The organism is Flavobacterium stagni (genome assembly GCF_004122105.1).
Classification (GTDB): Bacteria; Bacteroidota; Bacteroidia; order Flavobacteriales; family Flavobacteriaceae; genus Flavobacterium; species Flavobacterium stagni.
Genome location: NZ_SBKN01000006.1, coordinates 153,064 through 172,095, shown reverse-complemented (window position 1 = coordinate 172,095; position 19,032 = coordinate 153,064). Strand labels below are relative to the sequence as shown.

At 40.8% G+C, this 19,032-nt stretch carries 15 protein-coding genes; 10 read left to right on the top strand and 5 right to left on the bottom strand.

Translation table 11 applies throughout. The features are described from left to right. The first annotated feature begins 69 nt into the window (after window positions 1-69). The 6 genes from EQG61_RS10780 to EQG61_RS10755 all read left to right on the top strand — a co-directional run bounded on the left by EQG61_RS10780 (window position 70) and on the right by EQG61_RS10755 (window position 8,274). Entirely contained in the window at window positions 70-1,350 is a 1,281-nt protein-coding gene (locus tag EQG61_RS10780) for a hemolysin family protein (RefSeq protein ID WP_129461931.1), read from the top strand. A gap of 168 nt (window positions 1,351-1,518) precedes the next feature. After that, window positions 1,519-2,520 carry a GTPase ObgE gene (obgE, locus tag EQG61_RS10775; protein WP_129461930.1) on the top strand — a complete coding sequence of 334 codons (1,002 nt, stop codon included), beginning with the start codon at window positions 1,519-1,521 and terminating at the stop codon, window positions 2,518-2,520. Window positions 2,521-2,624: 104 nt separating this feature from the next. Beyond that, window positions 2,625-3,911, top strand: coding sequence for a zinc-dependent metalloprotease (locus EQG61_RS10770; RefSeq protein WP_129461928.1), 1,287 nt, complete (start codon window positions 2,625-2,627; stop codon window positions 3,909-3,911). Between the two features lie 84 nt (window positions 3,912-3,995). Beyond that, the gene (locus tag EQG61_RS10765) at window positions 3,996-6,146 is read left to right on the top strand and encodes a S46 family peptidase (protein WP_129461927.1); all 2,151 of its coding nucleotides are present in this window, start codon (window positions 3,996-3,998) and stop codon (window positions 6,144-6,146) included. 75 nt (window positions 6,147-6,221) lie between these two features. Then, entirely contained in the window at window positions 6,222-6,917 is a 696-nt protein-coding gene (locus EQG61_RS10760; RefSeq protein ID WP_129461926.1) for a tetratricopeptide repeat protein, read from the top strand. A gap of 1 nt (window position 6,918) precedes the next feature. Further along, on the top strand, window positions 6,919-8,274 hold the full coding sequence (locus tag EQG61_RS10755; RefSeq protein ID WP_129461924.1) for a UDP-N-acetylmuramate--L-alanine ligase: 1,356 nt from the start codon (window positions 6,919-6,921) through the stop codon (window positions 8,272-8,274). Between the two features lie 31 nt (window positions 8,275-8,305). Here the strand turns inward: EQG61_RS10755 and EQG61_RS10750 are convergent, their stop codons facing one another. After that, entirely contained in the window at window positions 8,306-8,953 is a 648-nt protein-coding gene (locus EQG61_RS10750; protein ID WP_129461923.1) for a DUF1287 domain-containing protein, read from the bottom strand. Between the two features lie 97 nt (window positions 8,954-9,050). Here EQG61_RS10750 and radC point away from each other — a divergent pair, with 97 nt between their 5' ends. The 3 genes from radC to EQG61_RS10735 are packed head-to-tail and all read left to right on the top strand — an operon-like array spanning window position 9,051 to window position 11,165. After that, window positions 9,051-9,734 carry a RadC family protein gene (gene radC / locus EQG61_RS10745; RefSeq protein WP_129461921.1) on the top strand — a complete coding sequence of 228 codons (684 nt, stop codon included), beginning with the start codon at window positions 9,051-9,053 and terminating at the stop codon, window positions 9,732-9,734. A gap of 5 nt (window positions 9,735-9,739) precedes the next feature. Continuing rightward, the gene (locus tag EQG61_RS10740) at window positions 9,740-10,423 is read left to right on the top strand and encodes a YjjG family noncanonical pyrimidine nucleotidase (protein WP_129461920.1); all 684 of its coding nucleotides are present in this window, start codon (window positions 9,740-9,742) and stop codon (window positions 10,421-10,423) included. Between the two features lies 1 nt (window position 10,424). Continuing rightward, window positions 10,425-11,165 (top strand): hypothetical protein, encoded by a 741-nt coding sequence (locus EQG61_RS10735; protein ID WP_129461918.1) that lies wholly within the window; start codon window positions 10,425-10,427, stop codon window positions 11,163-11,165. Here EQG61_RS10735 and EQG61_RS10730 read toward each other — a convergent pair whose 3' ends face one another. Continuing rightward, window positions 11,166-12,443, bottom strand: a complete 1,278-nt coding sequence (locus EQG61_RS10730; protein ID WP_129461917.1) for a replication-associated recombination protein A — start codon at window positions 12,441-12,443, stop codon at window positions 11,166-11,168. Between the two features lie 130 nt (window positions 12,444-12,573). On the opposite strand from EQG61_RS10730, the gene EQG61_RS10725 reads away from it, so the two are divergent. Beyond that, entirely contained in the window at window positions 12,574-13,338 is a 765-nt protein-coding gene (locus EQG61_RS10725) for a rhomboid family intramembrane serine protease (protein ID WP_129461915.1), read from the top strand. A 140-nt stretch (window positions 13,339-13,478) separates the two neighbouring features. On the opposite strand, the gene rlmB is transcribed toward EQG61_RS10725, so the two are convergent. From rlmB to EQG61_RS10710, 3 genes are all read right to left on the bottom strand, one after another. Then, window positions 13,479-14,213 carry a 23S rRNA (guanosine(2251)-2'-O)-methyltransferase RlmB gene (rlmB, locus tag EQG61_RS10720; protein ID WP_129461914.1) on the bottom strand — a complete coding sequence of 245 codons (735 nt, stop codon included), beginning with the start codon at window positions 14,211-14,213 and terminating at the stop codon, window positions 13,479-13,481. A gap of 66 nt (window positions 14,214-14,279) precedes the next feature. Next, window positions 14,280-15,740 (bottom strand): SusD/RagB family nutrient-binding outer membrane lipoprotein, encoded by a 1,461-nt coding sequence (locus EQG61_RS10715; protein ID WP_129461913.1) that lies wholly within the window; start codon window positions 15,738-15,740, stop codon window positions 14,280-14,282. A gap of 2 nt (window positions 15,741-15,742) precedes the next feature. Continuing rightward, a complete protein-coding gene (locus EQG61_RS10710; protein WP_129461911.1) occupies window positions 15,743-18,973 on the bottom strand; it encodes a SusC/RagA family TonB-linked outer membrane protein in 3,231 nt (1,076 codons plus the stop codon). Between the last annotated feature and the right edge of the window lie 59 nt (window positions 18,974-19,032).

Genomic DNA, 19,032 nt, shown 5'->3' with positions numbered 1-19,032 from the left:
GATATTTGCACACCAGAAAAGAGCATTTTCGGACTATAGGACGAGGGCTCTTTTTTTGTACACTATACCATGGAAATACTGATTATTTTATTTTTGATTCTACTCAACGGCGTGTTTTCCATGTCGGAAATCGCCCTGATATCCGCACGTAAAAACCGTTTGGAAACCGCTGCCAAAAAAGGCAATGCCAACGCAAAGGCCGCTTTGGATTTGGCCAATTCACCCAATGAGTTTTTATCAACAGTACAAATCGGAATCACCTTAATCGGTATTTTAACCGGTATCTATTCCGGAGAAAAAGTTACCCAAGATGTCCAAGATTTTGTGGCTAGCTTTCCCGTTTTAAAACCCTATGCCGATTCATTAGCCACTGGAATTGTCGTTGTTGTATTGACGTTTTTCTCGTTGGTGTTGGGGGAATTGTTGCCCAAGCGCATCGGACTCAATTTTCCGGAAGGGATTGCCAAAGCTGTGGCCGTACCCATGAAATTGGTGTCCAAAATCACCATGCCGTTCATTTGGTTGTTAACCGCTTCCACCGAAGGCTTGTTGAAATTGTTCCAAATCAAACCCACAGCCGACGGTAAAGTCACCGAAGAAGAAATCAAAGCGATTATCAAAGAAGGTACCGAAGTTGGGGAAGTCCAAGAAATCGAACAAGATATCGTTGAACGCGTATTTCACATTGGTGACCGAAAAGTCAATTCCTTAATGACCCACCGCAATGATGTGGTCTATCTCACGCATGCCGACTCGTTTGAAGAAATCAAAGCGAAAATTTTAACTGAAATGCATTCCGTCTATCCCGTTTGTCAAGACAATCTGGACGAAGTGACGGGCATTGTTTTACTGAAAGATTTGTTTGTTGGCTTGGAACAAAAAGATTTTAAATTGAACGAAATCACCCGCGAAGCCTCCTATTTAATCGAACATACATCAGCCTACAAGGCGTTGGAAAATTTTAAAACCACTAAAAATCACCAAGCATTAATTGTGGACGAACATGGTATTTTTCAGGGAATTATTACCTTGAATGATATTTTGGAAGCGTTGGTAGGGGATGCGTCCGACTTTGATGAAGACGAATACCAATTAGTGGCGGAGGCCGACGGGTCTTGGTCGGTGGATGGCCAGTATTCGTTGCACGATTTCCTGACCTATTTCGATATGGACGATTTGATCGGCGATTACGAAGTAACCACCGTTAGTGGTTTGATTACCACTGAAATGGGGTATATTCCGAAGCAAGGAGAGGAACTCATTTGGAATAAAATGCTGTTTACCATTTTAGAAACCGCAGGCGCCAAAGTGGAAAAAGTAAAGGTGGCTCCTTATGTGAACGAAGATTAGGAGCACAAGTAAGGAGTACTTTACAAGTGCCTTCCCGCTTTCGCCTTTATCCCTCATAAATTCGGGGATACCGGCTCTATCGGGGCTAAAAATAAAGTGCCAATGTTTAAAGACATTCGGCAAAAAAAATAAACACTAGTGCAAGGCAACTTGCCAAAGAATACAATCATGACAGAAGGAAATTTTGTAGACTATGTAAAGATTTATGTATGCTCCGGAAAAGGAGGGAAAGGGTCTACGCATTTACATCGCGAAAAATTTATTGAAAAAGGCGGACCCGATGGCGGCGACGGTGGACGTGGCGGTCACGTTATCCTTCGCGGTAACAAGAACCTGTGGACGCTTTTTCATTTGAAATTTACCAAACACGTAAAAGCAGGTCACGGTGGAGACGGCGGTAGCAGCCGCAGTACGGGCCACGATGGTGAAGATAAAATCATCGAAGTGCCGCTTGGGACTGTAGTGAAAGACCAAGAAACCGAAGAAGTTTTGTTCGAAATTACCGAACACGGCGAAGAGAAAATCGTTGCCCGTGGCGGTAAAGGTGGTTTAGGAAACTGGCATTTTCGCAGTGCCACCAACCAAACACCTCGCTATTCCCAACCCGGTATGCCACCCGAAGAAGTGGATGTCATATTGGAATTAAAAGTATTGGCAGATGTCGGTTTAGTTGGTTTTCCCAATGCAGGGAAATCAACCTTGTTGTCAGTAATGACCTCGGCCAAACCCAAAATTGCCGATTATCCATTTACGACATTAAAACCCAATTTAGGAATCGTGTCATACCGCGATTTTCAATCGTTTGTGATGGCCGATATCCCTGGTATTATTGAAGGTGCCGCCGAAGGAAAAGGGCTCGGACATTATTTCTTGCGCCATATTGAGCGCAACTCTACCTTATTGTTCTTAGTGCCCGCCGATGCCGATGATATCAAAAAAGAATACGATATTTTATTGGATGAATTGCGCCGCTACAATCCGGAGTTATTGGATAAAGATCGTCTCTTAGTCATTTCCAAAAGTGACATGCTGGATGACGAATTAAAAGCTGAAATGAAAGTGCTGTTGGATAAAGAATTTAAAGGGATTTCTTATTTATTTATTTCATCGGTCGCACAGCAAGGAATTCAAGAACTGAAAGATCGCTTGTGGTCGATGTTAAATTCGTAAAGATTTGGTAAACATTTGTTCATATTACTTTGATTTAAAGAAAAATAGAATAAATTTGCCATTCGCTATTAATTAGAAAAAACAAAAAACTAAATTAACATTTTATGAAATTACGATTACTTTTCGCTTTATGTCTTGTTCAGTTGGGTTGGGCTCAACAAAGAACCTGTGGTGTGGATGCGTATATGGAAAAAATCATGGAAAATCCATTGATGAAGCAGCAATACATGGAGCAACAAGAAAAATTTGAAAACGAATTACGTCGTTTAGTTACAACACAGTTGGAAGCGCGTTCGGGTCAAGCGACTACAGCTTCTCCTAATGTTACACTTCGTATTCCCGTAGCAGTACACTATCCATCTGTAGCTTCATCATCTTCGGCTTCATTGAAAGATTGTTTGCGTTCTTTAGCGCAGACACAAGTAAATATCTTGAATGCGGATTATAACGGAACTAACGCTGATATTACCAACTGGGCGGCTGATGGACAATTTTATCCTGGAACAAATACAGGGATGATGGATGTTCAATTCATTATCGCTACACAAAACCACCCTTCAGGGACAGGATTAGTAAATGGAGATATGGCCGTTACTTTTGGAACAGATTATTTAAGTAATGCCGATACAGATACGACTTGGGCTGGATATATGAACTTGGTTGTGCGTAATATTGCAGGTGGTATTTTAGGATACTCCCCACTAGGAGGATCACCATCAGCTGGGATGACGGTTGTAATCGACAACAATGCCTTCGGTAAAAACATGACAACTACTCCTGCTACATGTTCAGGATATGCACCAAGTGCACCTTATAATTTAGGTCGTACATTGACACACGAGTTAGGTCACTTTTTTAACTTAAATCATACTTTCCAAGCTTGTGACGGTGCCAATTGCGCCACTTCAGGTGACCGTGTTTGTGATACAGAATCTACTAGTACGGCCTACTACAATTGTGATCCTGCAGGTTCTGTAGCCAGTAACTGTACGGGTAGTCCTCAATTGACCATGAACTACATGGATTATGTACAAGATTCATGTATGTATATGTTTACAGCAGGTCAGGCAACACGTATGCAAGCCTGGTACAATTCCATTTCTTCACAGTTTAATATGAATACCTTAGGAAACGAAGAAGTGTTGAAAAACCAATTTGCGATTGCTCCCAATCCAAATAAAGGGTCATTTGCAATTCAATTTGCTAACCCAGTTTCCAACTACGCTATGCAAGTATACGATTCAACAGGACGTGTATTGGTAGATGAGGAAAATGCAAACAACCAAGACTTGGTTAAAAATATTCAATTACCAGCAGCTCAAAGAGGTGTTTATTTTGTAACACTTCGCACCCAAGAAGGTATCGTTACAAAGAAAGTAATTGTAGAATAATATTTTCTTAAAAGAATAGAAGAATTGTAAGTAAATCCGTTTATTTACAATTCTTTTTTTATAGATTAAAACAAGCAAACAACAATGAGAAAAATTGTAATTACACTGGTATCCGCAGTGCTATTAATGCCTTTTACCATGAAGGCCGATGAAGGGATGTGGTTCTTAATGTTTATCGAACGTTTGAATCACCGCGACATGCAAAAAATGGGTCTACAATTGACCGCAGAAGAAATTTACAGTATCAACCACCATAGCTTGAAAGATGCTATCGTGCAATTCAATGGGGGATGTACCGCTGAGTTAATTTCAAAAGACGGTTTGGTATTAACTAACCACCACTGTGGTTACGATGCCATCGCAGAATTGTCTTCTGCCGAAAAAAATTATTTGAAAGATGGCTATTGGGCTGCCGATAAAAAAGGCGAATTAAAACCCTCAAGTTTATTTGTACGTTTCTTCGTGCGTATGGACGATTGTTCAAAACGCATTTTAGGGGTAGTGAACGATAAAATGACGGAAGCTGAACGCGAAAAAGCCATCAACGCTGAAATCGCTAAAATCGAAAAAGAAAACAACGAAGGTGGGAAGTATGTAGTTTCTGTTCGTTCCTTTTTCCAAGGAAATGAATACTACTATTTCGTGTACCAAGATTATAAAGATGTTCGTTTGGTAGGAACGCCTCCAGAAAGCTTAGGTAAATTTGGTGGAGATACCGATAACTGGGAATGGCCACGTCACACCGCTGATTTCTCGATGTTCCGTATCTATGCAGATGCCAACGGAAATCCAGCCGATTATTCCGATAAAAATGTTCCTTTACATCCAAAACATTACTTACCTGTAAACTTAGGTGGTGTAAAAGAAAATGATTTTGCAATGATCTTGGGTTATCCAGGTCGTACTAACCGTTGGATGCCCGCTGGCGGAATTGAGCAAAATGTAAAATTTGCTTATCCAGCTTGGGTTGAAGGAGCTAAAACAGGTATGGACAACATGAAGAAATACATGGATCAAAGTGATGCTTTGAACTTGGTTTATGCTTCTAAATATGCTTCTACAGCAAACTATTGGAAAAACCGTCAAGGGATGATTGATGCGTTAACCAAATTTGAAACTTCTAAAGCCAAAGCCGCTCAAGAAGCCAAATTCAACAAATGGGCGAACAAACCCGAAAACAAAGCAAAATACGGAACTGTAGTTGAAACCATCAACAAGTATTATGCATTGACTAACGAGAAATCGCGTCATGACAATTACTTACAACAATTGTTGCGCACATCAGCGATGGGTACAATCTCTCGTTCTTTAGGACGTCAATTGGAAGCTTATGCGAAAGCAGACGCGGCTAAACGTGCACAAATGTTACCTCAATTGACTGAGATGATTGATGAAATGTACAAAGAAATGCACATTCCAGCTGAGAAAGATATCTTAGCCGCTCAATTGAAATTGTATGCTACAAAATCGGTGGGATACAACATTGCTCCTTCCGTGAAAAAAATCGGTGAGGCCAATAACAATGAATTTGCTGGGTATGTAAATGCCGCTTTTGACTTGTCAATGTTTAGTTCACCAGAGCGCGTAAAAGCATTTTTAGTGGTGCCTTCTGAAGGTCAATTGACTAACGATCCATTATATGCATTGTCAAGTGATTTGATTACACACATGAATTCTAAATCAGACGAAGTGGCCAAAGCACAAAATGATTTTGGTGCCGCTTTCCGTTTATTGGTTGAAGGGTTACGCGAATCAAAAATCGGTTCGATCAAATATCCTGATGCTAACTCTACCTTACGTTTGACCTACGGAAAAGTTCGCTCTTTGCCTGCTGATAAACGTAATGAAGTAGCAATCAACAACTACACTACGTTAGCAGGTCAAGTGAAAAAATACAAAAAAGGCGATCATGAATTTGATTTACCTGCACGTGTATTAGAAATGAATGCCAAAAAAGACTTCGGTCGTTATGCCGATAAAGACGGTTCGTTACACGTAAACTTCTTAACCGATAATGATATCACGGGTGGTAACTCGGGTTCTCCGGTATTAAACGGTAAAGGAGAATTAATCGGATTGGCTTTTGATGGAAATATTGAAGCGATGGCTGGAGATGTAATCTTTGATAAAAAATTACAACGCACCATCAACGTAGATATCCGTTATGTACTTTGGGTAATCGAGAATTTCTCAGGCGCCAAACACATTGTGGATGAAATGACTTTGGTAAAATAATTTTATCATAATCTATTTTAAAAACTCCGGTCAATCGCCGGAGTTTTTTTATTTTTGATAACTTAATCTTGGGCAATGAAGCATATAGTAATGTTACTGTTGGTAGTCACTTTTTCCGCATCGGCGCAATCCGATATGGAAAAAGCAGAACAGTATTTTAAAGCCCAACGATGGGAACAAGCTAAAGTTCTCTTTGAGAAATGCTTAAAAACTTCTCCCAACAATAATTATGTGTTGGAATGTTTGGGCGATATTGCCGGCCATCAGAAAAATTGGGACGAAGCCATAAAATACTATGGCCAACTCAAAATGCTGCAAAATGGGAATGCCAATTATTGGTACAAATACGGTGGCGCCATGGGTATGAAAGCCAAGTCCGTGAATAAATTCAAAGCTTTAGGATTAATTGACGATGTGGAAGCTGCCTTTTTAAAAGCCGCCCAACTGGATCCCAAACATATCGATACCCGATGGGCCTTGGTCATGTTGTATCTCGAATTACCCGGAATTCTGGGCGGTAGCGAAACCAAAGCGCAGAAATATGCTACCGAATTAATGGTGTTGTCCAAAGTCGATGGCTATTTGTCCAAAGGATATATAGACGAATATTTTAAACGCTATGCCAAAGCTGAGGTGCATTATATCAAAGCACACGAAATCGGAAATTCCAAAACAACCTATCAAAAGTTGTATACTTTATATTCAATCAAACTAAAAAATACCGAGAAAGCCCGTAAATTGAAAGAGGCTTTCGAAGGAAAAGAATCATAATATGCGAACACATTTTATCGCCATTGGCGGCGCTGCTATGCACAATCTGGCTTTGGCCTTACATCATAAAGGGTATCACGTTACAGGAAGCGATGATGCGATTTTTGAACCGTCTTTGTCGCGTTTGCAAAAACACGGCTTGTTGCCCGCTACAATGGGTTGGTTCCCTGAGAAAATTACCGCCGATATTGACGCTGTAATTCTTGGTATGCATGCCAAAGCCGATAATCCCGAACTCTTGCGCGCCCAAGAATTAGGGTTGCAAATTTATTCGTATCCTGAATTTTTATACGAACAGTCCAAAAATAAAACCCGTGTGGTCATCGGTGGTTCTCATGGAAAAACCACGATAACGTCCATGATTTTGCACGTAATGCATTACCACAACGTTCAAGTAGATTACATGGTTGGCGCGCAATTGGAAGGATTTGATACCATGGTGCATCTTACGGAAGAAAATGATTTTATCGTTTTGGAAGGTGATGAGTACTTGTCGTCACCCATCGATCGCCGACCCAAGTTTCATTTGTACCAACCCAATATTGCTTTGTTGTCGGGTATTGCTTGGGACCATATTAACGTGTTTCCCACCTTTGAAAATTATGTACAACAATTTGAAACCTTTGTCAACCAAATTACCAAAGGCGGTATTTTGATTTATAATGAAGAAGATGCAACCGTTAAAAAAGTCGCAGAAGCTTCTGAAAATACCATTCGTAAAATTCCGTACCAAACGGCTGCATACACAGTTGAAAATGGAACGACATTATTAGAAACCCCCGAAGGCGCTATGCCCATCGAAGTTTTTGGGGCGCATAACCTAAATAATTTAGCCGGTGCCAAATGGGTGTGCCAGTGTATGGGTGTCGATGAAGCCGATTTCTACGAAGCCATTGCCACTTTTAAAGGCGCTTCCAAACGTTTGGAAAAAATTGCCGAGAGTTCGAATAAAGTAGCCTACAAAGATTTCGCCCATTCTCCAAGTAAAGTTTCAGCTACCACCAAAGCCGTGAAGAGTCAATATCCCGACCGAAAATTGGTAGCTTGTTTGGAATTGCATACCTATAGCAGTTTGAATGCCGAGTTCTTGAAAGAATACGAAGGAGCACTCGATGCCGCTGATGTTGCCGTTGTTTTTTATTCGCCCGATGCGGTAAAAATCAAGCAATTGGAAGAAGTTACCTACGAACAAATTGCACAATCCTTTCAACGAAATGATTTAGTCATTTACACGAATCCAGAGGAATTTAAAGCGTTTTTGTTCAATTACAATCTCGAGAATACCGCCTTGCTGCTCATGAGTTCGGGGAATTACGGCGGACTCCATTTTGATGAAGTAAAAAGTTTAATTCAATAAGTAAAAATCTCCGGTCAAGTATCGGAGATTTTTAGTTTTCACCGTACCGAAAGTGCCCTACAATAGGGTAATTGAAAAGAAAATTTTCAAGGTTTTGCCCACCGCCGATATTGTGCACGACGAGAGGTGTGCCGTCTTCTTTGAGATGGGTTACAATTCCAATATGCGGTAATTTATCATTGATCATCCAAGTTACAATATCACCGGGTAAATAATCGGCACTGTTTTGGGTTACGGGAAGTTTTTTTCCTTTTCGAGTAAAAAACACTTCCAAATTGGGTACTCTTCGGTGGTCAATGTTTTTGTCCGGATTTTTCAGTCCCCATTTTTTCAAATTTGGATAAAGATTAAAATGTGCTTTCAAGTCTTCATGGACTTCTTTTTGCAAATCTATATTGCATTTGCGGTACGCCCGAATCACCACATCGGTGCAAACTCCTGTTTTGGCAGGCACATCGCCCATAGGATAGGGAATGGAAACATAAGCAGGTGTATAAACTACTGTGGAATCAATCACTTGAAGCGCAGCATTGGATAAACGTTCACCAAAATTTTTAGGGTGGGGTAGTGGTGTAATTTCGATCTTTTTTTCTTGGACTTCATTGCGCACATGACCTGTTTGCTCTGGTTTTTGTTGGCAAGAAATAAAAAGTAAGGCAACGATTAATAAGTAAGGCATACGGTTGATTTTACAGAGAAACGCTATTGTTAATTAGTTTATTTTGAAGAAATAAAAAAAAGCAGTTATTTCGTAATTCAATATAAGCCAAGTCATTATGTATACACCAATTCCGCAATGGGCCGAAGACGACCGCCCACGTGAAAAATTTTTATTAAAAGGGAAAGCGGCATTATCCGATGCTGAATTATTAGCCATCTTACTCGGTTCGGGTTCGCGCAATGAAAGTGCCGTGCAATTGGCTCAACGCATTTTATCCCAATCCCAGCAAAATCTCAACGAACTCGGCAAACGCACCGTTGTACAACTTATGGAATTTAAAGGCATCGGCGAAGCCAAAGCGATTACCATTGTTGCTGCGCTTGAATTAGGGAGACGACGACGACAGGAAGAAGTCCAAGAGCGCTTTAAGATCAGTTCGAGCAAATCGGTTTTTGAAATCATGCAGCCAATTATTGGAGAATTACCGCACGAAGAGTTTTGGGTGTTGTTTCTAAATAATTCCAATAAAATACTGCACAAAGAACTCATGTCCAAAGGGGGTATGACGGGAACCATCGTCGATATTCGTTTAATTTTCAAATCGGCATTGGAATACAAAGCAACTTCCCTAATTTTGACACACAATCATCCTTCAGGGAAATTGCAAGCCAGTGATGCCGATAAAGAGATTACCCAACGCCTAAAAGTAGCCGGACAACAGTTGGATATTTTAGTCTTGGACCATGTAATCATTACCGAAACGGGCTACCTCAGTTTTGCCGACGAAGGAATTTTATAAAAAAAGTGCAACAGATAACCGATATATTTTTTGATTTAGATCATACGCTTTGGGATTTTGAGCGCAATTCGGCATTGGCTTTTGAATCGGTGCTTCATCGAAATAACATCGATGTGGCTTTGCCCGAATTTTTAAAGCATTATGTACCGTTGAACAAATGGTATTGGGAGCAATACCGTAAAGATTTGGTCTCGCAAGCTACTCTGCGTTACGGTCGGTTGAAAGATACTTTTGATCGATTAGGCTATGCGGTTTCTGACGAAGTTATTCATCGATTATCCGAAGAGTATATTCAAGAATTACCGTTGAACAATCATTTGTATGAAGGCACGATAGAGCTGTTGACCTATCTTCAACCTAACTACCGTTTGCATATTATTACCAACGGATTTCAATCCGTGCAAGATGGTAAATTGAACAATTCAGGAATAGGGAAGTTTTTTCAAACGGTGACCAATTCGGAAACTGCAGGCGTGAAGAAACCCCATCCCTTGATATTTGAAAAAGCGATGGAACGGGCAGGCGCTTTGCCTGAACAATCCATCATGATTGGCGATTGCCTGGAAGCCGATGTGCAAGGCGCGTTGGAGGTAGGGATGAACGCAATTTTTTTTAACGAATTTGAGGTGGAGGTACCCAACGGAATTACTGCTGTGACGCATTTATCACAATTAAAAAATTACTTTTAAAATGAAACGAATCCTTCTTTTTCTTTTGGTTTGTACAATAGGCTTTAGCCAAAATCAACCAAAAATAATTATTCCAGAACAATTTGCGTTCATGCGCGAACCTAATCAGTATGAATTAGGAACGCTTCTAAAAATGTTTATGGAGAAATACCACTATGCATCCGAGTTGAAAGTGGGCTTGAAAGAAGAAGCTCTTTCGAAATCCTTAAATTGTGAGGAATGGGGGGTGAAATTAGCAACTAAAAGCAATATGTTTGTCACCAAAGTCACGGTACAATTTATCGATTGTCATGGTACAATTGTAGCCAGTTCGCCCGAAGGGAGTGACCGCGATAAAAATACGCGTATGGCTTATATCAACGCTTTACGAAATGCAATAGATCAATTTTCAGCCTTTAAGAATCATACATTGCCTGTTTCGCAAACCGAGGCAAATCCAGCACTTAAACCGATTGAATCTCCTTCAAAATCTACTGCAGTTGATGAAATGCCTGCAATGATTACCGAAGAAGATGTTTATTTACAAGCACAAACCCTTACGGAATCTTCAATAGGATTGTTTAAGAAAAAAGCAACTTCACCTGAAATGGTACTGTATAAAACCAGTTCGCGCGACTGTTTTCTTGTAGAAGTTAACGGAAAAATAGCAGGAGTTTTGCTGTATCAAAATCAAAAGTGGTTTTGGGAATATTATGAAAACAACCGTTTGATTTCAAGAGAACAATTCATCAAAGGGCTCTAATCAATACCCGTATTTATCCTTCCAACGGTTTTGTAAAAATTTACGCAGTTCGTTTTCCCGAGCGTTATTTCCCGGTTCGTAAAATTTGGTTTCTTGAATCGCCTCAGGAAGGTATTCTTGTGCTACGAAATTATTCGTGTAATTATGAGCGTAGGCATAGTCTTCTCCATAACCCAATTCTTTCATCAATTTCGTAGGAGCATTCCGCAAATGCAACGGGATGGGTAAGTCGCCTGTCTGTTTAACCAAAGCTTGTGCTTCGCCAATGGCCATATAACTCGCATTACTTTTGGCTGAAGTAGCCAAATAAATCGCACACTGACTCAAGATAATCCGACTCTCAGGATAGCCAATTGCCGTGACAGCTTGAAAGGTATTGTTGGCCATAATCAAGGCTGTTGGGTTGGCATTACCAATGTCTTCACTGGCCAAAATAAGCATCCGGCGGGCAATAAATTTCACATCTTCCCCACCTTCCAACATGCGCGCCAACCAATACACCGCTCCATTGGGATCGCTACCGCGAATGGATTTGATAAATGCCGAAATGATATCGTAATGTTGTTCTCCCGTTTTGTCGTATAAAACGGTATTTTGTTGGACCAAATCCAAAACTTTGGTATTGGTAATCACCACTTCGTCACCCGCTGTGGCGTTGACCACAAGTTCGAAAATATTCAATAATTTACGGCCATCACCACCCGATAATCGCAACAAGGCTTCGTGTTCTTCAATGGTGATTTTTCGTTGGGACAGCTGCGGATCAATTTTCATTGCTCGATCCAGCAAGGCCAATAAATCTTCTTTGGTAAACGGATTGAGCACATAAACCTGACAACGTGACAACAACGCGGGGATGACTTCAAAACTCGGATTTTCAGTAGTGGCTCCGATTAAAGTTACCCACCCTTTTTCAACCGCACCCAACAGTGAATCTTGTTGGGATTTGCTAAAACGATGGATCTCATCAATAAATAGAATGGGGTTTTTAGCGGTAAAAATTCCTCCGCTCTGTTTGGCTTTGTCAATCACCTCCCGAACATCTTTGACCCCCGAATTGATCGCGCTTAATTCATAGAACGGGCGTTCGCTTTGACGCGCAATGATTTGCGCCAAGGTTGTTTTACCCGTTCCTGGCGAACCCCAAAAAATCATGGAAGGAATCACACCGCGGGCAATTTGCTGGGTTAGCGAACCGTGCGGTCCTACCAAGTGCAACTGACTGATGTAATCTTCTAATTGATGCGGGCGAACGCGTTCGGCTAAGGGTGCTTCCATGAGGATTGTTTTGAGGGATAAAGGTAAAAAAAAGGAGGGAAGGTGAAAAGATACAGTTTTCAAACTTTTAACAACTACTGCCATTTTAGCAGAAAATCAACTTTGGTTATATATTTGTGTAGCTTGAAGTATGAAAGACGCACAAATTTTTAAATATTCTCCATCGGTATGGTTGGTGCCTACCTTTTTGCTGCTTACCATTTGGAGTGCTTTTTTAATCAATCTTTATGGCCATTATCATGGGAATGATCATGGAATCGTGCCGCGAACGCTTTCGGGTTTGCAGGGGGTTGTGTTGAGTCCGTTTTTGCATGCCGACTGGCAGCATTTAACCAATAATAGTGTGCCTTTGTTTGTCTTGACGATGGCGTTGGTTTATTTCTATCGGGAGTTGTCGTTGAAAGTTTTGGTATATGGAGTGTTGCTTTCGGGATTGTTTACGTGGGCTGTGGGTCGGTCCAGTGTACACATTGGCGCAAGCGGATTGATTTATGTGTTGGTTTCGTTTATTTTCTTCAAAGGATTGCGCACGGGGTATTACCGCTTGATGGCGTTATCGTTTGCCGTGGTGATAGTCTATGGTGGCATGGTGTGGTATGTTTTTCCCGAGGTCGATCCTAAAATTTCATGGGAAGGGCATTTGGGTGGCTTTCTTTCAGGGATGGTATTTGCTTTTGTGTTTAAAACTCCTGATTATGTATCGGAATACCGATACGACTGGGAGCGTCCCGACTTTGATCCTGAGTTGGATCCCTTCATGCGGCGCTTTGACGAAAACGGTCAATTTGTGAATCCGCCGAAACCCGAGGAAATTATGGTGGACTATGAAGAAGAATTGGGTTCCCATTTTTTTCCCATCCAAATCAATTATATCTACAAAAACGCCGAAGAATAGTACTTCGGCGTTTTTGTTTGGAACGATAAGCGGTCTATTTTAGCCCCGATTGCAGCGGCATCCCCGTAACGAAGTGAAGGGATACAGCGGAAAGCGGGTGATTATTTCCCGAGAAAGCAAAAGGATGATGCTCCCAATTGTTAGGAACGTTGGCGTACTGCTTCGTATAAAAAGGCGCCACAAGCCACGGATACATTTAACGAGCCGATGGTTCCAAACAGCGGGAGTTTGGCTTTTTCATCTACAATTTTCAACACGGACGGATTGATACCGCGGTCTTCGCTTCCCATGATGATGGCCACGGGTTCGGTAAAGTCGACGGCATACAGCGTATCCTCCGTTTTTTCAGTTGCGGCTACAGTTTTAATGCCGCTACCTTGCAGGTAAAAGACAGCGTCTTTGATATGGTCAACTTTGCAAATAGGCACATTAAAAACGGCTCCGGCAGAGGTTTTTACGGTATCACCATTTACAGGTGCAGCGCCTGTTTTTGAAATAATTATACCATCGACTCCGGTGCATTCGGCGGTGCGGATGATGGCTCCAAAGTTGCGGGCATCGCTGAGTTGGTCCAAAATAAGCAGTAACGGTTTTTTCTCATTTTCCAACAAATTTTCGACCAATGTTTCCAGGGATTGGAATTTGATGGGTGCGATAGTGGCTACAACACCTTGGTGGTTGAGGTGCGTGAGGCGGTTCAGTTTTTCAACGGGAACATAGGTGAAGGGAAGGTTGTTGGCCTTCAATGTTTTCATGAGTTCGCGCATCAATTCGCCTTGCGCTTCTTTATGTACGAAGATTTTATCGATTTCTTTACCAGCATGTATTGCCTCAATGACGGCACGGATGCCGAAGATTTGGTTTTCTTTTTCCATGGGGCAAAGATAAAAAAAACCGCCACGGATGTGACGGTTTTATAAGGTTGTTTATTATGGTTTGGATTAATTCGCGTCCCAGAATAAACGGGTTGTTAATTTATCACCACCAATTGCTGTTGCAGCTGCATTGTAATTGGTAGGGTTTAAGGTTTGTTCGCGAATTGGGTATTGCATACGAACAGGTACTAAACCTTCAGCGGCTGCATCCGCTGTTGGAGGTGCTACAAGAGCAGGATAGTTAAGACGACGGTAAGAAGTCCACGCCTCAAATCCGCGGTTGTACAAACCTAACCAGGCTTGTTCCCCAATTTTTTGTTGCCAAGTTCCAGCTGCTGTACTGTAAGCAACAGCAGGTTGTGCTAAATAGGCAGCTGCATCAATGGCGCTTACGCCCCAGTCATCCATAGAAGCTAAGATGGCATTGTTGTAATGTGTTTCAGCAGAACCTGCAGCAGCCACACCGCGTTCTGCAGCTTCAGCCAATAAGAATTCCACTTCGGCAGCATCCAATAAAGTTCCACTGAAATCAGGTTCTTGGATTTTATCGCCTACTTGAGTACTTCCTGAGAAGCTGTTAGATTCCCCTACAATTCCACCATCTGGATTTCCATTGGTATAGATTAAGAAACGTGGGTCATTTAAGGGCAACATTTTATCTACAACCACATTGGTAACCACAAAGTCGTGACGTCCTGAGTTTACCAAATCATTAAAGATAGGGTTGGTGTTCGGCACAGCACTCATATAAGGTACTTTTGCGTTATCTGCATTCGAAGTTATCAATCCATCATTGATTGCAGAAGTAATGGCGTTAGTAGCAATTGTACTTTCTTGACCAGATGCTAATAGATTTACGCCTAATTTTAATTTGATTGAATTGGCGAAATACATCCAGCTATCCATGTTTCCATGGTACATCACATCAGCGCTATCAAAACCAGCATAGGTACTATCCATTAGATTGACATCATTAGAAATTCGAGTAATCAAATCTTTGTAGATGTCGATAGCTTTGTCGTATTTCGGAAGATAGTTGGCATTTCCTAACAAAGCTTGTGTGTAGGGGATATCACCAAAAGTGTCCACCAAAACTTGGTACGTGTAAACAATCAGTATATCAATTTGCGCTAACTTATTGTTCTTGATGGCTGTTTTTTCAGCAAAAGCAGGGTCATTTGCAGGGATTGTCTCTGCAGTCACATATTCTTTTGCTTTGTATAAATCGGCTAAAACACCTGCATACAATTCGTTCCAATGGTTATCTGAGATTTTTCGAGTAACAAAATCATAGTTGGATTCATCGGTATAGGTAGTTTCTGTCCATTGTTGGGAAAGCAAACGGAAAATATTTCGATTCACGTTTGAGTTAATCATTTGATCGCTCAATGTTCGTTCTGCACTTGTAAACAAAGTACTTGCTGGAACTACAGAAGGGTTCTTGTCATCATTGTTCAACGTTTCCATATTGTCGGAACAGGATGTCAGCATAAGGGAAAGCCCCAAAAATAAATAGATCTTTTTCATGGCTAGAATTTTAAAGTTAAGTTAACACCAATGTTACGAGTGGTGGGTAATGAACCAACAGAGTAACCGCGTGAAAGGTTACCTGAGGTTAAACCACTTTCTGGATCTGCGTAAGGAAGATTTTTGTGAATAATCCACAAGTTGGTTCCTACTAAACTCACCTTAGCATCTTTAATAAATGCATTTTTCAAGATTTTTTTATTGAAATTGTACGTTAACGAAACCTCACGTAATTTGATGAATGAAGCATCATAAACAAACGCTTTGTCTGGAGTACGACGGTAACCGTAATTGTTTCCATAATATTCTGGTGCTACAGTATACACGGTATTCGGACTACCGTTTGGTGCCACACCTGGTAGAATTACCCCAGTTTCACGAACACCATTATCAGCTGTTTCAGGATATAGACCTGTGGCTAAACCATAATACATATCTAATGAGAAGATATCGCCGCCTTTTTGCATATCGATTAAGAAACTCAAAGCCAAATTTTTATAGGAAATATTATTTCGAATACCTCCAATCCAATCAGGGTTGATATTACCAATAATATTGTCTGAAGTTGTAGTTTCCAAATAACGACCTGTACTTTGATCAATGATGGGTTGTCCGTTAGGATGATAAATAAAATCAGTTCCTTTAATAGCTCCATACGGTTCGCCTGGAGCAGCGTTGATGGTAATCCCTCCTTGGAAACTACCTAGTTGTAAGTTTTCTAATCCAGCAGGTAATGAAATTACTTTGTTTCGGTTTCTTGACCAGTTAACGGTAACATTCCATTGGAAGTCATCCGTTTTAATTGGCGTACCTGTTAATTGTAATTCCAAACCTCTATTTTGGATTTCTCCACCATTCACAACGGCATTGGTTACACCAGATGCTGATGAAACTGCACCAGATACGATTTGGTCAACCGAGCGGTTGTTGTAGAAACTCACATCAAAACCTAAACGTTTTTTCAAGAAACTCGCTTCTAAACCAAGCTCAAATGATTTTGTTCTTTCAGGTTTTAATTGTGGGTTTTTGTTGGTGTTTGGTAAAGTATATACAGGATTCCCATGGAAATTCAAATCGCGTTGGAACGTGTTCACCAAACTTAATGGCGGAGCGTCATTTCCTACTTCCGCATAGTTGGCTCTAAATTTGGCAAAATTCAAAGCATCAACTTTTAATAAGTTAGATAAAATAACCGAACCAGATAAGGCGGGATAATAATATACATTTTGTCCTACAGGAAGTGTTGAAGAGGCATCTCTACGTAATGAAGCTTCCATAAAATAGGTGTCTTTATATCCTAAACTTCCTTGCGCATAAATACCGTTAACACCCCAGTGGTATTTGGTTTCCACAGGGAAAGGTAATTCATACATTGAATTGGATAAAGCATACAATTCAGGAACAACTAAGCCTCCGATTGTAGAAGCCAAAACACCATCTAGATTTTGACGACGTACGTTGGTTCCTAGTACTCCGGTAAGACTAATGTTTTGTCCAAATTTTTTATTGAAATTCAACATGAAATCGTAATTGATTTCAGTGAATCCTTTGGTGTAACGTTGGTAACCTGATCCTTCATCTACTGGAGAAAGTCCGAAACCAGTTGGAATAGAACCAATAGCGCGGCGTTCTTCTTGTAATTGATTGTAAGTATCCAAAGAAATACGTCCAGTAGCATTCAACCATTTCGCAATTTCATACGTACCAGAAATGTAACCGATTAAACGATTTCTGCGGTCACTAGAGTAGTTTTTGTAGCGCGTAAAATAGGGATTATCCCAGAAAATAGGCACTAATCCATCAGGGCTTGATACATCAGCAAAGTTCCAAGTGATGTTTTGTCCTCCTGAATTATTGTAGACTTGTTCCAAGTCTTTGATGTCCACATTAGTTTCCCACCATTGACGGAAATTGGACATAATGTTGTCGTTATAACCGGTTGAGTTACGTCCTGTTGTTTTTTGTAATGTAACAGAAGCATAAGAGTTTACGGTAAATTTATCGGTAACTTTATGGCTAAAACGGCTACTGATTTGATTTTTCTTCAAATTACTATTGGGCATAATCCCTTTTTCATCGTAATTCGTCAACGTCATTAAAAGCGAACTTTTATCATTAGCTGTTTCTAATGTTACGCTATTGTTTGAAATGATGGATTTGTTGAAAAATGAAATAGGTCCGTTAGCAGCGGCTCTCCAAGGAGTAGGTTGGCCATAATTGCTTGAATAGGGTGTGAAAGAAGTCCATTGGTAAACCGACTGTCCTTGAAAGGGAGCTCCGTATGAGGCATCTTCATAAGTAGGTGCCACTAAATCATCGATACCGTCGCCGTTTACGTCAAAATAATCGAAATAGCCTGAAGGGTCTCCATAATACATTCCGTAACCCGCTCCGTATTTGTCTTGGTATTTTGGAAAAGTAGAACGGTCAATTGTGCCTACAGTATAGCTTGAATTGAAAGTAACGCCAATTCCTTTGTCTTTACTACGGCCTTTTTTTGTGGTAATTAAAACAACACCATTGGCTGCGCGCGATCCATATAATGCAGTTGCAGCAGCACCTTTTAATACGTTAATGCTTTCAATGTCTTCCTGATTAATGTCCGAAGCGGTGTTACCATAGTCGTACCCTGAACTTCCTTGTTGTTGACTGGTAAAGTTCGTGTTGGAATTGTCAATTGGCACACCATCAATAACCCAAAGTGCTTGGTTGTTTCCTGTTAAAGATTTGCTTCCGCGAATTACAACGTTGGTAGAACCACCCATGTTATTGTTGCGTCGGATTTCTACCCCTGCAATTTTACCTGAAAGTAAATTGGAAACATTGGCATCAGTTGCCCCGCCGTTTAAGTCGCCACCAGCAATTTGTTGTGATGCATAACCCAACGATTTTTTGTCGCGCTTGATCCCTTGTGCGGTAACTACAACTTCATCAAGGCCAACGGCATCTGATTTGAGTTTGATTTTTAAATTGGTTTCACTGGCAGCTACTTCTTTGGTTATGTAGCCGATGAAACTCACAACTAATGTTTGATTTGCCTCTGCTTTGATGGAAAATTTTCCATCCACGTCTGTTTGAACGCCCGCTTTGGTTTCTTTAATCAAAACATTGGCTCCTGGGATTGGGAGCCCACTGTCATCGGTAATTGTACCGCTGACCGTCCTTTGTGCAAATGCACTTTGCAGCATAAATACTGCAAATAGGACCAGAAAATGGTGTAGTTTTCTTTTCATTATTTTGTTTGGTATAGTTAATAATAAGTTAAAATTCTTAAAAAAAAACCAATACCACA

Excerpts from the sequence above, each read along its gene's own strand:
- EQG61_RS10770 (WP_129461928.1), top strand. The coding sequence starts at position 2,625 with ATGAAATTACGATTACTTTTCGCTTTATGTCTTGTTCAGTTGGGTTGG.
- EQG61_RS10755 (WP_129461924.1), top strand. The coding sequence starts at position 6,919 with ATGCGAACACATTTTATCGCCATTGGCGGCGCTGCTATGCACAATCTG.
- EQG61_RS10715 (WP_129461913.1), bottom strand. The coding sequence starts at position 15,740 with ATGAAAAAGATCTATTTATTTTTGGGGCTTTCCCTTATGCTGACATCC.
- EQG61_RS10735 (WP_129461918.1), top strand. The coding sequence starts at position 10,425 with ATGAAACGAATCCTTCTTTTTCTTTTGGTTTGTACAATAGGCTTTAGC.
- EQG61_RS10780 (WP_129461931.1), top strand. The coding sequence starts at position 70 with ATGGAAATACTGATTATTTTATTTTTGATTCTACTCAACGGCGTGTTT.
- EQG61_RS10760 (WP_129461926.1), top strand. The coding sequence starts at position 6,222 with ATGAAGCATATAGTAATGTTACTGTTGGTAGTCACTTTTTCCGCATCG.
- radC (WP_129461921.1), top strand. The coding sequence starts at position 9,051 with ATGTATACACCAATTCCGCAATGGGCCGAAGACGACCGCCCACGTGAA.
- EQG61_RS10710 (WP_129461911.1), bottom strand. The coding sequence starts at position 18,973 with ATGAAAAGAAAACTACACCATTTTCTGGTCCTATTTGCAGTATTTATG.
- EQG61_RS10765 (WP_129461927.1), top strand. The coding sequence starts at position 3,996 with ATGAGAAAAATTGTAATTACACTGGTATCCGCAGTGCTATTAATGCCT.
- EQG61_RS10725 (WP_129461915.1), top strand. The coding sequence starts at position 12,574 with ATGAAAGACGCACAAATTTTTAAATATTCTCCATCGGTATGGTTGGTG.
- obgE (WP_129461930.1), top strand. The coding sequence starts at position 1,519 with ATGACAGAAGGAAATTTTGTAGACTATGTAAAGATTTATGTATGCTCC.
- rlmB (WP_129461914.1), bottom strand. The coding sequence starts at position 14,213 with ATGGAAAAAGAAAACCAAATCTTCGGCATCCGTGCCGTCATTGAGGCA.
- EQG61_RS10730 (WP_129461917.1), bottom strand. The coding sequence starts at position 12,443 with ATGGAAGCACCCTTAGCCGAACGCGTTCGCCCGCATCAATTAGAAGAT.
- EQG61_RS10750 (WP_129461923.1), bottom strand. The coding sequence starts at position 8,953 with ATGCCTTACTTATTAATCGTTGCCTTACTTTTTATTTCTTGCCAACAA.